At 43.5% G+C, this 13,753-nt stretch carries 15 protein-coding genes and 1 pseudogene; all 16 read left to right on the top strand.

Annotated elements, in window-relative coordinates; genetic code table 11:
• Positions 1-21: 21 nt before the first annotated feature.
• On the top strand, positions 22-924 hold the full coding sequence (locus C6H66_RS17380; protein WP_046397058.1) for a Pvc16 family protein: 903 nt from the start codon (positions 22-24) through the stop codon (positions 922-924).
• 187 nt (positions 925-1,111) lie between these two features.
• On the top strand, positions 1,112-1,705 hold the full coding sequence (locus C6H66_RS17375) for a DUF4765 family protein (RefSeq protein WP_046397059.1): 594 nt from the start codon (positions 1,112-1,114) through the stop codon (positions 1,703-1,705).
• A gap of 60 nt (positions 1,706-1,765) precedes the next feature.
• The gene (locus C6H66_RS17370) at positions 1,766-2,683 is read left to right on the top strand and encodes a hypothetical protein (RefSeq protein WP_046397060.1); all 918 of its coding nucleotides are present in this window, start codon (positions 1,766-1,768) and stop codon (positions 2,681-2,683) included.
• 194 nt (positions 2,684-2,877) lie between these two features.
• Positions 2,878-3,399: a hypothetical protein gene (locus C6H66_RS17365; protein ID WP_082300887.1), complete on the top strand. Its 522-nt coding sequence runs from the start codon at positions 2,878-2,880 to the stop codon at positions 3,397-3,399.
• Between the two features lie 99 nt (positions 3,400-3,498).
• Complete coding sequence (locus C6H66_RS17360; RefSeq protein ID WP_046397062.1) at positions 3,499-4,485, top strand: Rpn family recombination-promoting nuclease/putative transposase; 987 nt, start codon at positions 3,499-3,501, stop codon at positions 4,483-4,485.
• Positions 4,486-4,583: 98 nt separating this feature from the next.
• Positions 4,584-4,793 (top strand): RpnC/YadD family protein, encoded by a 210-nt coding sequence (locus C6H66_RS17355; RefSeq protein WP_422615621.1) that lies wholly within the window; start codon positions 4,584-4,586, stop codon positions 4,791-4,793.
• A 749-nt stretch (positions 4,794-5,542) separates the two neighbouring features.
• Positions 5,543-5,992, top strand: coding sequence for a phage tail protein (locus C6H66_RS17350; RefSeq protein ID WP_036780559.1), 450 nt, complete (start codon positions 5,543-5,545; stop codon positions 5,990-5,992).
• Between the two features lie 171 nt (positions 5,993-6,163).
• Positions 6,164-7,246, top strand: a complete 1,083-nt coding sequence (locus tag C6H66_RS17345) for a phage tail sheath family protein (protein ID WP_105396236.1) — start codon at positions 6,164-6,166, stop codon at positions 7,244-7,246.
• A gap of 11 nt (positions 7,247-7,257) precedes the next feature.
• Positions 7,258-8,658: a phage tail sheath family protein gene (locus tag C6H66_RS17340; RefSeq protein ID WP_105396235.1), complete on the top strand. Its 1,401-nt coding sequence runs from the start codon at positions 7,258-7,260 to the stop codon at positions 8,656-8,658.
• Positions 8,659-8,712: 54 nt separating this feature from the next.
• Positions 8,713-9,888, top strand: a complete 1,176-nt coding sequence (locus C6H66_RS17335) for a phage tail sheath family protein (RefSeq protein ID WP_105396234.1) — start codon at positions 8,713-8,715, stop codon at positions 9,886-9,888.
• 35 nt (positions 9,889-9,923) lie between these two features.
• On the top strand, positions 9,924-10,382 hold the full coding sequence (locus C6H66_RS17330; RefSeq protein ID WP_040149144.1) for a phage tail protein: 459 nt from the start codon (positions 9,924-9,926) through the stop codon (positions 10,380-10,382).
• Positions 10,379-10,573 (top strand): DUF5908 family protein, encoded by a 195-nt coding sequence (locus C6H66_RS17325; protein ID WP_105396233.1) that lies wholly within the window; start codon positions 10,379-10,381, stop codon positions 10,571-10,573. The genes C6H66_RS17330 and C6H66_RS17325 overlap by 4 nt, the downstream gene beginning before the upstream one ends.
• Positions 10,560-11,243, top strand: coding sequence for a CIS tube protein (locus tag C6H66_RS17320; protein ID WP_040149145.1), 684 nt, complete (start codon positions 10,560-10,562; stop codon positions 11,241-11,243). The genes C6H66_RS17325 and C6H66_RS17320 overlap by 14 nt, the downstream gene beginning before the upstream one ends.
• The gene (locus C6H66_RS17315; protein ID WP_105396232.1) at positions 11,240-12,841 is read left to right on the top strand and encodes a phage baseplate assembly protein V; all 1,602 of its coding nucleotides are present in this window, start codon (positions 11,240-11,242) and stop codon (positions 12,839-12,841) included. Before C6H66_RS17320 ends, C6H66_RS17315 begins: the two co-directional genes overlap by 4 nt.
• Positions 12,842-12,853: 12 nt before the next feature.
• Positions 12,854-13,300 (top strand): GPW/gp25 family protein, encoded by a 447-nt coding sequence (locus tag C6H66_RS17310; protein WP_105396231.1) that lies wholly within the window; start codon positions 12,854-12,856, stop codon positions 13,298-13,300.
• Positions 13,297-13,714 (top strand): annotated as a pseudogene (locus C6H66_RS17305) (hypothetical protein). The gene C6H66_RS17310 and the pseudogene C6H66_RS17305 overlap by 4 nt, the downstream one beginning before the upstream one ends.
• The last annotated feature ends 39 nt before the right edge of the window (positions 13,715-13,753 follow it).

Below are 13,753 nucleotides of genomic sequence, written 5' to 3'. Positions count from 1 at the left end.
TTAAGTAGAATTGGAGTCAACATGACAACTATCATTGCTTCTGATAATATAATTATTGATATTAATCAAGCATTAAATGACATTTTAATTAAATATTTAGACATTCCCGGTCAAAAAATTGATATTCGCTTTGATCTACCCGACATTAACTCCGTTCAATCGGAACCGACAGTCAGTGTATTTCTTTATGAGATACATGAAGATCTACAATTACGCTCTGCCGAACCAAGACGTTATAACCCGGCAACCAGTACACTATTACCGGGGTGGGTAAATATTAACTGCAACTATTTAATGACTTACTGGGAGCCGAATAAACCATCGAACGACAGCGCCAACCCGGACAGTCAACCGGATAATCAAGCGGCACAAGTCATGACGCGTGTTTTGAGAGCACTGATTAATAACCGCCAATTAACCGGTATTCCCGGTGCTTATACCCGGGTTATACCCCAACAGGAAAATTTAAATAGCTTAGGTAATTTTTGGCAAGCCTTGGGTAATCGCCCTCGCCTCTCTTTACTTTATTCCATTACCGTACCGATGAAATTGCAAAATATTGAAGACAATGTAACCCCTGTCAGTAAAATATCCGCTTCTGTGGATCAAAAACCCAATCTGGATAATTCACAAATAAACCAAGCTTTAATAGATAAATTATGCGCAGAATTAGGCGGTACAGAAGATGTACGTCTTGCCCTTGTTAAAGTGAATCTGACAACCGAGCCTGATACAGAAAATAATCAAAACCAAGGAAATCAAAATGTCATTGTCGAAGTTTCCGGCATTACTAGTGCAACTTATTTAACACCAATAAAAGATACGCTTGCCAAATGGAAAGATAGCCAAGAAGCTATTATTAATATAAATGGTGTTGGCATTGTTGTTTCTAAAGAAAATGCTGATAAGTTAATTGGAATTTAAAATTATTTTCATACTAAAATAGCAAACATTCACTTAACAAATAATTATTTATTAAAATTAATTATTTTTAATATGTTTATTTGAGTTTTCTATGTTATAAATTTAATCCATCAACAACATAAATATCAATTGAAAATTTCATAAAAACAAGGCTTTCCCTATTTCCATAATATATTAAGGAGCGACTATGCCCATATATACAGACCAAGAAAAGATTGATGAATCTGACAAGAGTAAATGGCTAAAAGATAATTCACAACGACTCTTAGCTTATAATCAACTTCCTAACGATGATGATAATTATGATTCAGATGAAGGTGCAGGTGAGGATGGCCCACTACCAGATGACATAACTTCCGGTCAATTTAAGACATTAGAATATCACACAGTAGCCAAAGCTATTAATGAAGCAATAGACCCAGAGGTATCTTTTATTTTATATCGTGGAGTAAGCAGCAACACAGCCTTCAACATGCATAAGAATAATAGTGCAGGAGGAGAACCTGCCAATATTAATACCCCGCCCCCCACAATAGAAAACGCTCGCCAACAAGTAGGAAAAGGCGCATATTTGCCAGAGTTTTCAGTAGATGAAAGTGTATTTGATCGTTTCTCAAGGAACAGATATGGGGTAGTTGTTAAAATAAAATCAAAATATTTATCACCAGGTAGTGAAAGTGAATCAGGCTTTGTCGCAAATAAAAATGCGCCTATAGAAATTTTAAAAATATATGACAGGACATTTGGCAAGCCTGAAAAGTCCTTGCCAAATGCATCATGATTTAGGATAAAAATATCACTTTTAAAATATATTTCTTACATCAGCCTAATAGGTGATAATATGGAACATGAATATAAAGAGAAAGAAAAGCAAAAAAGACCGCCATTACAGTCAAATAATGCAACTCATGATGAAAGTAATTCATTAGAATTAGGTAGGCATTCTAATTCTGTGACACCTGCCGATCATCATAACAAATGGTTTACTTATGAAGGTGATAAAGAGGTGGAACTGACTACAGAAAAAATAAAAGAAATATTCTCAAACAAACGGCCTAAAATTATTATTGCCGGTGATGGTCATAATAAACCACCATTTCAATACGCAAAAAATATACCTGATGTTAATGGTAGTTTTGATTCTGGCACACTTCAACTTTATATTGAAGCAACAGATGAACAGATAAATGAAAATAAAGCAGAATATATACCAAAAGATTTTATGGCAAAATCATGGCCATTCATGAATAAAAATAGGCGAGCTGAAATTGTTGGGTGGGAGGATTCAGCGTTATCCAACGCCATGAAGGAGATGTTTGATCTATCGATGACATCAATAAGTGAACCAACGAAGTTAACGGAAAAAGATATTTCTTCATTTTATGAATTCTATATGACTGCTATTCAGAGCTTTTTACCTAATTTCAAAAAATTAGGTAATGAATTGAATGAAATTATGGCGAAAGCCGGCAGTAAAGGGGAGCTGGAGAAAGTCGCGCCAGAAATGCTCCGTTTTACTTCTGGTACATGGCGCGATGAATATATCAACCCAACGTTAGCAGAGAAAATCGCAAAACATGCCGCTGAAAAAGAGAATCATACATTTGTTATCTCCATAGGAGATGCTCACCTCAGTATTAATCCTATGCAGGAACATTTAAATAAAATGAGGGAAAAATATAATTTCAAACACCAAATTATATTTACCAGAGATAAAAACCCTACACTTTCGGCTCACACAAAAGGAGGAAAGAAATAATGGCTAGATATAGAATAATCTATTCTATTAATATATTGACAGTTGTTCAAATCAATTCTTAAATGAAATTAAAATATAAACAACAATTTAAAATTCATTTTCCCCTAATATACATTTTAATCAAAATTTAGGTGATAACATGTACTCCATATTCAATAAAAAAGCAAATTCAATGAAACACGAAGCAACCGAATATACCTGATGAGTTTCAACAGTTACGTGATCCCAAAATAGTTGTTTTAACCAAACAACAACTTAAGAAAAGAAATGCCAGTGGAAAAAATTGGCATTCTATATTATTTAATGGTAAAAAAATTTATGGTTCGGATACCGCAATAACAGCTTATGATTTAAATCACCCGATAAGAATGATTACGTCCAATCCTCAATATGACGGTAAACCCATTTTAATCCTAACGGGATCTCACGGTGATGCTTTTGGGTTTAATTGGGATGCTAATACTAATGGAGTCAGAAGAAAAGACTTACGTGAAAAGCTATTTTTTAATGAAGACAAAGATGATAGAAAAGGTGAATATGATAGGAGTGAACCAATACATATCAAAGATGTCAGAAAAACTACCTATCAGGAGATGGAAGAAATTATTAATTCTCCGGATTATCATGTTATTTTAGGCTATTGTTTTAGTCGCAATGATCAGGCTTTGCGCTTTTATACCAATACCAATCCAGTAACAAGTTATGTTGATAATTAACCTGAACTTCGATTAAGAGGGAAATTCAAGACATCACAGTCCGCTCAGTTTCTTGCTTAATATTCCTTCAATATAAAAAAAGTATGCTATTATCCGCCTATGAAGAAAAAAAATACACCAACGCCACATGACGCTATTTTCAAACAGTTTCTAGGTCATATTGATACGGCCAGAGACTTTCTGGAGATACATTTGCCTGCGACATTACGGGCAATTTGTGATCTGGATACATTGCAATTGGCATCAGGGTCGTTTATTGAAGACAATCTGCGTGCGCATTATTCCGATATTTTGTATTCACTGAAAACGGTGCAAGGTGACGGTTATGTGTACTGCGTGATCGAACACCAAAGTTCCCCGGACAAAATGATGGCGTTCCGATTAATACGTTACAGTATTTCAGCCATGCAACGGCATCTGGAGCAAGGACATGAAAAATTGCCGCTGGTCATTCCGGTGTTGTTTTATCACGGGAAAATACAACCGTATCCCTGGAGTACCAATTGGCTCGACTGCTTCGATGATCCAGCTCTGGCGAAGGAGCTCTATTCCAGTCCATTCCCGCTGGTAGATGTGACGGTAATTTCGGATGATGAAATCCTAACGCATAAACGGGTCGCGCTACTGGAAATGGTGCAAAAGCATATCTGGCAGCGTGATATGATGGGGTCACTGCAAAAACTGTCCATATTGCTGGCGTATGGTTACCATACGGAAGATCAGCTAAGAAGCGTGCTAAACTACTTATTACAGGCGGGAGATACCGCCGATCCAGAGGGTTTTATCCGGCGACTGGCAGAACAGTCCCCGAAGTATGAGGAGGTACTGATGACAATAGCGCAAAGATTAGAACATAAAGCACGTCAGGAAGGACGTCAGGAAGGACTCCAAGAAGGACGTCAGGAAGGACGTCAGGAAGGGCGTCAGGAAGGACGTCAGGAAGGACGTCAGGAGGGACGCCAGGAGGGACGCCAGGAAGCAACGTTAAAAATTGCTCATGCATTGCTGAACAGCGGAATCGATCGTGAAACAGTGATGAAAACCACCGGTCTGAGTCAGAACGAACTTGAGCAAATACGCCACTAACTCGTGCTGAGAGTTCTTAATCAGTATTCAACGATTCGTGTTAAAAGAGAATCTTACGGTGACTGGCAAAACAGTCACCGAGGTATGGGGAGGTACTGATGACAATAGCGCAAAGATTGGAACATAAAGCACGTCAAGAAGGACTCCAGGAAGGACATCAAGAAGGACGCCAGGAGGGACGTCAAGAAGGACGCCAGGAGGCAACGTTAAAAATTGCTCATGCATTGCTGAACAGCGGAATCGATCGTGAAACGGTGATGAAAACCACCGGTCTGAGTCAGAACGAACTTGAGCAAATACGCCACTAACTCGTGCTGAGAGTTCTTCATCAGTATTCAACGATTCGTGTTAAAAGAGAATCTTACGGTGACTGGCAAAACAGTCACCGAGGTATGAGTCTTGACCGTGAAACGGTGATGGAAATCACCAAAGTGAACTTGAACAAACGTCCAACAAACTTACTTTTGATACGTTATCGGCATAAAAATGCTTGAGTCAATGCACAAAACGCATAGAAGCCGCACATTTACATTCCAAGCGAAAGACCGGATTTGAATCCACGTGCTTCTGAAATCGCTGTTCTCTCTTTTCACCCCAATAAACATTCTAACTAATTTCACAGCTAATTATTTTACAATTATCTTTTTGTCTGTTCATTAATTTATAATGGAAATTATTAAAGCACAAAACTACCTGACAATGAAAAATCTCATAACCACGTGATATTATTCAACATAAAAATCACACCTGTTATTTATTTTCATGTTTACAGAAAGCAGTAAATTAACGCTGATACATGAAATCACTAAAACCTGCCACATCAATTAAAAATAAATATCATTATTAATTGATGCTACCGCCTAAAAATCCATTCTCTATAATCACCTCGCTTTATCAAAGGTGATTTAAATAATCATTGAACAAACCCGTTAATACGAATAAAGACCTATGTAAATCAGGTTGTTGCGGTAGCTATACTCAATCGTTAGGTACTAAGGAAAACAAAGTAATAGACGTTTTCCTTATATTTCAAATGTAAACAATCAAGGAAACAATCATGGCTATAACTCCAGAACAAATTGCTGTTGACTATCCCATTCCTGCTTATCGGTTTGTTGTCTCTATTGGCGATGAGAAAATCCCTTTTAACAATGTTTCCGGACTCGATATCTCTCATGACGTCATCGAATATAAAGATGGTACCGGTAATTACTATAAAATGCCGGGCCAGCGTCAAGCGATCAATATTACCCTGCGTAAAGGCGTCTTCCCTGGCGATACTAAGCTTTTTGACTGGATTAATGCTATTCAACTTAATCAAGTTGAGAAAAAAGATATCGCAATTAGTCTGACCAACGAAGCCGGTACCGAGATTCTAATGACCTGGAATGTGACAAATGCCTTCCCAACGTCATTCACCTCCCCTTCTTTTGACGCCACCAGCAATGATATTGCCATTCAAGAAATTGCTCTGGTCGCGGATCGGGTCACTATTCAAGCACCTTAATACCTCGGTAATAACGATCTATCCCGATGTTTATATTGCAGAAGATAATCGTCTGACATAGCCAATTATCCATGCGCTAACACATGATGATCAATATTGGCATGGCTCATCACGACCGAATTCATCATCCTACAGTTCGCGCAAAATATCGCACAATAACTTGGAGGCAATATGCCAATAACCCCAACTTATCCCGGCGTTTATATTGAAGAGGACGCTTCACCGTCCCTTTCTGTTCGTTCCGGTGCAACGGCAGTACCTGTTTTTGCCGTCGCAAATAATAATTCATTAATATCAAGTAAGCCCTATATTCGCGTCAGTAGCTGGCTGGAGTATTTGACACTAAAAGGTGGACAATTTAATCCTTCCGATAAACTCGATATCGCACTGCGCGCCTATTTTATTAACGGCGGTGGATATGGTTATCTCGTCAAAACGCAAGATTTAGAAAAGCAAGTGCCGGTACTTGATGATGTCACGCTATTGGTTGCCGCCGGAGAAGAGATCACCACCGCCGTCGGAACACTTTGTCAATTAGGCAAGGGATTATTCGCCATTTTTGACGGCCCTAAAACTCAAATAACCTCAACCCAAACACCCGATGATGTACTTAAGCCTTATTCAGCAACTCAATATGCCGCAGTTTACTATCCCTGGCTGACCGCTGAGTGGGGAGAAAATAAAGCCTCCATTGATATTCCACCGAGTGCCGTCATGGCTGGTATTTATGCCAGCGTCGATAATAGCCGGGGCGTCTGGCAAGCCCCTGCCAATGTCCCTGTTCAGGGCGGATTACAACCTAAATATCCGATGACCGACGACCTGCAAGGGAGATATAACCAGGGTAAAGCACTGAATATGATCCGTACTTTTCCTAGGATCGGTACGCTGGTTTGGGGAGCTAGAACCCTTGAAGACAGCGATAACTGGCGTTATATCCCGGTTCGTCGCCTGTTTAACAGCGCGGAACGGGACATTAAAAATGCCATGAGTTTCGCGGTGTTCGAGCCTAACAGCCAACCCACCTGGGAAGCTGTACGCCGGGCCATTGATAACTATCTCCATTCCCTCTGGCAGCAAGGCGGATTGATGGGCGACAAAGCCGAACAGGCTTATTTTGTTCAAATCGGTAAAGGCGTCACCATGACTGATGACGATATCAAGCAGGGCAAAATGATCGTCAAAATCGGCATGGCCGCTGTTCGTCCAGCCGAATTCATTATCTTGCAGTTCACGCAGAATATCGCACAATAATTGGAGGCAGCATGCCAACGACACCAACTTATCCTGGCGTCTATATTGAAGAAGATGCGTCATTATCGCTCTCTGTCAGCCACGGGAATACCGCAATACCTGTTTTTATTGGCCGTTTCCAACCTAAAAAAACCAGCTCACCCCTAAAAGCGATACGCATTAGTAGCTGGCTGGATTTTACCAATCTATTTAATGTCGGTTGTATTACGTCAATCGCCATCACATCGACTAAACCAACGCCAACACCACCGCCTCCCACTCCGCCTTCCGAGAAAGTTGCAGGCGATGCAGCAGTTGTTGCTACAACCGATATCGCTCTTAACGCAAATGATACAGGCTCCGGTTACACTTACACTGTGACTGTCGGTACCTACACAACAAGTAGTGAAGCGGTAAAACTTTATTTTCAAAATGGCGGTGGACCTTGTTATATCCTGCCGGTTGCTAATCCCCAAGATACTGCTACTTCGGCATTAATCCCTGAGTTAATTGAGCAGGCTCTGGAGATTACTTTAATCGTCTGCCCTGAACAGGATTCTTCTTACCAGAGCGCGATATACAACAGCTTAACCCCCGCATTATTGAATGCCGGCTATTTTCTGATCGCTGACAGCCAAACTAAAACCAGCATACCTGGCGTTAATGTGCAATCGCAAACCGCAACTTACTATCCAGCGGTGAAAGTCTCACAACTTATGCAAGCGGAAGATAGTGCTATAGCTGTTTCAGGTTATGAAGATGCGGAAACAAAGCCCGATGCAATCACCAATCTGTCACAACTCAAACAGAAAAATCTAGCTGTCTACCAACAAGCTACTCAAACAATACAGAACAAAATAGCCGCCAACGGCAACGTCATTCCTGCCAGTGCAGTAATGGCGGGCGTGTATTGTGCCACTGATGCCAGCCGTGGTGTCTGGAAAGCCCCGGCGAATGTCGTGCTAAGCGGTATCAGTGATGTCACTGAACGACTCAATGACGATGAACAAGGCACCATGAATCAACAGGGCATCAATGCTATTCGCTATTTCAATGGGAGGGGCTTTGTGGTGTGGGGCGCACGTACTCTGCAAAATGATGACAACTGGCGCTATATTCCGGTTCGACGTCTGTTTAACAGCGCAGAGCGGGATATCAAGCAAGCCATGCGCACCGCTGTTTTTGAACCCAATAGCCAACCTACTTGGGAGCGAGTGAAGTCAGCCATTGACAATTATCTCTATTCCTTATGGCAACAAGGGGCATTAGCGGGAAATAAACCTCAGGAAGCTTATTTTGTTCAGATTGGTAAAGGTATCACCATGTCTGACGACGACATTAAACAAGGGAAAATGATTGTCAAAGTGGGTATGGCCGCGGTACGTCCGGCTGAATTTATTATCCTTCAGTTTTCACAACATGTAGCACAGTAATCGTACTGAGACGCGGTTAAACACCGCGTCTATTCAGTCGCTAAGGAGACGATAATGGAGATAATACAGCCGAGCGTCACCGTCACAGAAAACCTGATATCCCCAAAACAGGATGACACGTTTATCGGTATACCGGTTTTTATTGGTTACACCTCATCGCCGGTCAATAAAACGGCTATCAAGCTTAACAGTCTGGCCGATTTTGCCCGGTCATTTCCTGAGTCAGGATTAATGTACTATTCCGTGCGTCATTTCTTTGAAAACGGCGGTCAACAGGCTTATGTGCTGTCATTGGGTACTGAGAAGCAATTGAGCGATTTTCCGTCATTGATCACCACGCTGCAACAAACGTGGCTGGCACAAACGATTTCCGCAGAGAACGACATTACCTTGATTATCACCCCGGATGTTATCCGCTTTAATCAAACAGAGGTTTCCTATACTCAAAGAGATCTTTGGTTACAATTTTGGCAATCAGTGCTCAATCTTTGCAAGAGCCGACGCGGTATTATGGGATTATTGGATGCCCCAGACAATCCCACATTAGCCGCTGAGTGTTTAAAACGGTTTTCTTCCGCGGATCGACAATGGGGCGCCGTATACTGGCCGTTGCTGAAAAGCGCCTATCAGGATAATGCGCAAAATCCTATCGTGCTTTCACCGACCGCCGCAGTGGCGGCCGTCATCCAGCGTAACGATAACCAACAAGGCGTATGGACCGCTCCGGCCAACATTGCCTTAGCCAAAGTGATTAGCCCGGTACGCTCTTATATTGAAGCGAATATACTCTTTAACCCGGATGGCGCCTCGCTGAATCTGGTGCGCAGCTTTCCCGGCAAAGGCATTCGGATCTGGGGATGCCGAACGTTGGAAAATACGCCCGGTTCACTCTGGCGTTATATCCAAATCCGTCGTCTGGTTTCTTATATCGAAGCCCATATGACCCAACTAGGTCGCGCCTTTGTCTTTGAGCCTAATAACGCTATCACTTGGATGAAACTCAAAGGACAAGCCCACAACTGGTTGCGTCAATTATGGTTAAACGGCGGGCTACGAGGCACCCAAGAAGATCAGGCGTTCAAGGTGTTATTGGGTGTGGGTGAATCAATGAGTGAAGCCGATATACGGGCCGGAAAAATGATCATGAAAATCAGCCTTTCAGTCTTAATTCCGGCCGAATTTATTGAGCTAAGCCTGACATTCGATACCCGTACCGGTACCACCCGCTAAGTTAAACAGAAACAAAAGTTAAACAGAGGCAAAATATGAACAACCTCTACACCCCGGCAGTGTCACACCGTTTTATCGCCAGTTTTCTTTTTAACAACATTCCCAGTCCACTGGATATCGCCTTTCAACGGATATCGGGCTTGAGCCGCGAGCTGCAAACCACCCAACACAGCCAGGGCGGGGAAAACGCCAGAAATACCTGGCTGGCCGAAAAAATCCAACATGGCAGTCTGATGTTGGAACGTGGCGTGATGACCGTGACACCACTCACGCTGGTGTTTGATCGCGTCCTGCGTGGCGAAAAAGCGGTCTATGCCGATGTCGTGATTATGCTGCTGAATGAAAATTCGTTACCCGTGGCAAGCTGGACATTAAGCAACGCGCTACCGGTGCGCTGGTCCACCGGCGACTTTGACGCCAATAGCAACACCGTTTTGGTGAACTCGCTGGAGTTGCGTTATCAAGATATGCGCTGGTTAGGAGTAAAAGTATGACCGTCGAAATTAAGGAGCTGATTATTCGGGCTAAAGTGACTGATTCCGAGAGTAATCCCATCACACTCAATCCCATCACACCACAGACATTAGCCCAAGAGACACTGAATAACGCCCGTCTGATCGAAATCGTCAAACGGGAAGTGTTAGAGGCGTTGCGTGAAACCGGAGGCTATTATGAGCTTAATTGAACGCAGCCTGTCCAAACTCACCCTGACCGCCTTTAAAGACCGGGAAGGGAAAATCTCCGTAGGCAGCTTACAGGCAATGTATAACCCTGATGGGATTCAGCTCGATTATCAAACCCGCTACCAACAGGATGAAAGCGTTAACAATGCCAGCCAAAGCAGCCGCTATGTGCTATCACAACCCGCCGGTTTGACGTTAGTTCTGCTATTTGACGCCACCATGCCGGGCAACAATATCCCGGTAGAAACCCAACTCGCAACCTTGAAAGCCCTGTGTACGGTAGATGCCAGCACCAGCGTCCCCCACTTCCTCAAAATCAAATGGGGCAAAATGCGTTGGGAAAACAAAGGTTATTTCGCTTGCCGGGCTAGTGATCTCACCATCAATTACACCCTGTTTGACCGGGACGCTACGCCACTACGAGCCAGCGCCACTTTATCGCTGATCGCGGACGAAAGCTTTGTTATTCAAGCTACGGAACAGCAGTTAAAATCACCGCCGATCACCGCAGTCAGCGTCACCGATATGCTCTCGCTGCCGTTAATCGCCTTAGGCGCCGGGGCTTCTCTGGCAGGCGGCATTGATTACCTCACCCTTGCCTGGCAAAACAATCTGGATAATCTTGATGATTTCACCCCCGGGCAAACGCTACAGGCACAGGGGGACGCATGAAGATACCGGCGATAGACGTTAAAATAGCGGGAAAAACCCTCAGCCAATTTTCTGTGATAAGTCTGACCGTCAACCACCAAATCAACGGTATTCCCACCGCCAAAATCACGCTTAGCGTAGCCGGTGACGCCAACGCGATTTTTGCCGCTAAAGCGCAAACTGAACTCACCAGCTGTCGGCCCAATCAAGAGCTGATCGTGAGAGTGCAAAAAACCGTGTTGTTTAAGGGGATCATTGTTCGACAAGCGCTTAAGTTCAAAGGTCAGGACAGTCTGGTTACTCTAACGGCGAAACATCCACTGCAAAAACTCACTGACAATTTCCATTCACAGCTATTCAGCCAACAAAGTGATGAAGCCATTATCAGAAAACTATTCAGTCAGGCAGGAATACCCGTCACGATCAAACAGGCGCCTCAGCTTAAAACTGAGCATGAGCAAATGGTCCAGTTTCGCTGCCATGACTGGAAATTCTTAAAAAGCCGACTGGCCGCCACCAATATCTGGTTATTACCCGGTAACGAAACGGTCACGCTGGCGACGCCGGAATCACTTAATCAATCAACGGTGCACACAATTAAACAACGTGCCGGCGATCAAGGCATTGTGCTGTTTGAGGCAGATCTGCAATGGGATAACCGGCACAACCCCAAAACAGTAAGCGTACAATCCTGGGATATCGCACAACAAAAACTGTCTCAGGCCACTCAGGCAAAAAACAGTCGGCTTGGCAGTGGTCAACTCGCGCCAGACAGTTTAGCGACTTTGACCGATCAGGCATGGCAATGGGTTTTTAGCTATCCGCAAGATAATGAACAAGCTAAATACCTTGCGCAAGGCATCCTGAATAACCTGCGAAGTGATAACGTCTCCGGCAATGTTGAAGTTGCAGGGAATAGCCGCTATCAACCGGGGGATGTTCTGGCGTTAAGCGGCTTTGGTCAGGGAATGGATGGTAAAGGTATTATCACCGGCGTCAGTCAGACCATCAATCAACGGCAAGGCTGGCGTACCCGGTTAACTTTGGGTTTGTTGCCGGAGACAGAACCGGCAGTCCCGCAGGTTAAAGAGCTGCATGTAGGGATTGTGGAGAAATACCAACAAGACAAGCAGTCACTGGACCGAATTCCGGTCAGGATACCGGCGTTGAATTTAACCAACAGCGCACTTTTCGCCCGACTGGGTAAACCTTATGCCAGTCATGAAAGCGGGTTCTGTTTCTACCCGGAACCGGGGGATGAAGTGATTATCGGCTTTTTTGAATGCGATCCCCGCTTCCCGGTGATATTAGGCGCTATGCACAACCCGAAAAATAAAACACCAATCGAACCCAGTGAGAAAAACCCAATAAAAACTCTGGTCATTAAACAAGGGGATAATCAACAAGAACTAATATTCAATCATCAAGATAAAATTGCCGCTCTTAATAGCGGGAAAAACTCGTTATCTCTGCAACAAGATAAAGATATTACGATAAATTCGGCCAAGAATATTATCACCAAAGGTCAGGAAATTAACCTACAGGCGGAAAAATCCCTGTCAGCCACAGGAAAGTCCGGCGTCGATATTAAAGGTGCGAAAATTAATTTAACACAATAATAGGACAGCGAAATGACAGACAACATATTAGCCGATATTTATGGCCGGGGTTGGGCTTTTCCGCCACAATTTTCTATCCAAGATAATGCACACTCAGAAATACCTACCGGTGTCCAAATGGCGGCAGGTGCGGAAAATGTTCGCCAAAGCATGAAAATTCTTTTTCTCACTGAACCCGGCGAACGGATTATGCGTGAAGATTACGGTTGTGGCCTGAATGATTATCTGTTTGCCAATATCAATGATGCACTGATAGCAGAAATCCAAACCCGAATTGAAGAACGGGTATTGCGTTATGAACCACGTGCGGAAATCACGATAATTCAGGTCAATCAGAGAACGGACTTGCCCAATACCCTGCATGTTCAGGTGACTTACGCCCTGAGAGGGAGCGAAATCAATCAACAAATTGATGGCATCCTTGAGGTCAGCGAAGGCCAGGTGTGGGTGAACCTATGAGTAAACAACTGGTAGTGGATGGCGACAATCTGCTATTTGAACCGTTATTCGGCAACCGGCAAGTCACTCTTCTGGGACCAGCCACCATTAGAGGCAGCGGGCACGCCCAGATCCAAGGCAAAAAGATCGCCATTGTGGGTGACGAAAAAAAAGGTCCAATTTCAGGCGCAATATATTACCCCTAGCCATCCGATACCCGGTATGGGAATGGTCACCATTGCTCAATTGGATGCCAGCCAGCAGGCAAACTTTTGTCGCAGCACCGCCACGGTGATTATTGTCGGTCAGCAATTTACCGCCCGTTTCACCCCGACACAACCGGCGAATAATCCATCGAGTGGCCCGGATGTGACAACGCCGAGTATGGGAAAAGGCCGTTTTATTGCCAGCCAATATAGCGTCACTGCCGGATAAATCCTCCCTTCAACCTTATTTCTAAATAACCATGATCTC

This window comes from Photorhabdus hindustanensis, from assembly GCF_002968995.1.
Taxonomy (GTDB): domain Bacteria; phylum Pseudomonadota; class Gammaproteobacteria; order Enterobacterales; family Enterobacteriaceae; genus Photorhabdus; species Photorhabdus akhurstii.
The sequence above is the reverse complement of the archived record's forward strand: the minus strand, read 5'-3'. Positions and strand labels throughout refer to the sequence as shown.

What these genes read in the sequence shown, in the direction of transcription:
- C6H66_RS17380 (WP_046397058.1), top strand. Translation starts at nt 22, where the DNA reads ATGACAACTATCATTGCTTCTGATAATATAATTATTGATATTAATCAA.
- C6H66_RS17375 (WP_046397059.1), top strand. Translation starts at nt 1,112, where the DNA reads ATGCCCATATATACAGACCAAGAAAAGATTGATGAATCTGACAAGAGT.
- C6H66_RS17370 (WP_046397060.1), top strand. Translation starts at nt 1,766, where the DNA reads ATGGAACATGAATATAAAGAGAAAGAAAAGCAAAAAAGACCGCCATTA.
- C6H66_RS17360 (WP_046397062.1), top strand. Translation starts at nt 3,499, where the DNA reads ATGAAGAAAAAAAATACACCAACGCCACATGACGCTATTTTCAAACAG.
- C6H66_RS17355 (WP_422615621.1), top strand. Translation starts at nt 4,584, where the DNA reads ATGACAATAGCGCAAAGATTGGAACATAAAGCACGTCAAGAAGGACTC.
- C6H66_RS17350 (WP_036780559.1), top strand. Translation starts at nt 5,543, where the DNA reads ATGGCTATAACTCCAGAACAAATTGCTGTTGACTATCCCATTCCTGCT.
- C6H66_RS17345 (WP_105396236.1), top strand. Translation starts at nt 6,164, where the DNA reads ATGCCAATAACCCCAACTTATCCCGGCGTTTATATTGAAGAGGACGCT.
- C6H66_RS17340 (WP_105396235.1), top strand. Translation starts at nt 7,258, where the DNA reads ATGCCAACGACACCAACTTATCCTGGCGTCTATATTGAAGAAGATGCG.
- C6H66_RS17335 (WP_105396234.1), top strand. Translation starts at nt 8,713, where the DNA reads ATGGAGATAATACAGCCGAGCGTCACCGTCACAGAAAACCTGATATCC.
- C6H66_RS17330 (WP_040149144.1), top strand. Translation starts at nt 9,924, where the DNA reads ATGAACAACCTCTACACCCCGGCAGTGTCACACCGTTTTATCGCCAGT.
- C6H66_RS17325 (WP_105396233.1), top strand. Translation starts at nt 10,379, where the DNA reads ATGACCGTCGAAATTAAGGAGCTGATTATTCGGGCTAAAGTGACTGAT.
- C6H66_RS17320 (WP_040149145.1), top strand. Translation starts at nt 10,560, where the DNA reads ATGAGCTTAATTGAACGCAGCCTGTCCAAACTCACCCTGACCGCCTTT.
- C6H66_RS17315 (WP_105396232.1), top strand. Translation starts at nt 11,240, where the DNA reads ATGAAGATACCGGCGATAGACGTTAAAATAGCGGGAAAAACCCTCAGC.
- C6H66_RS17310 (WP_105396231.1), top strand. Translation starts at nt 12,854, where the DNA reads ATGACAGACAACATATTAGCCGATATTTATGGCCGGGGTTGGGCTTTT.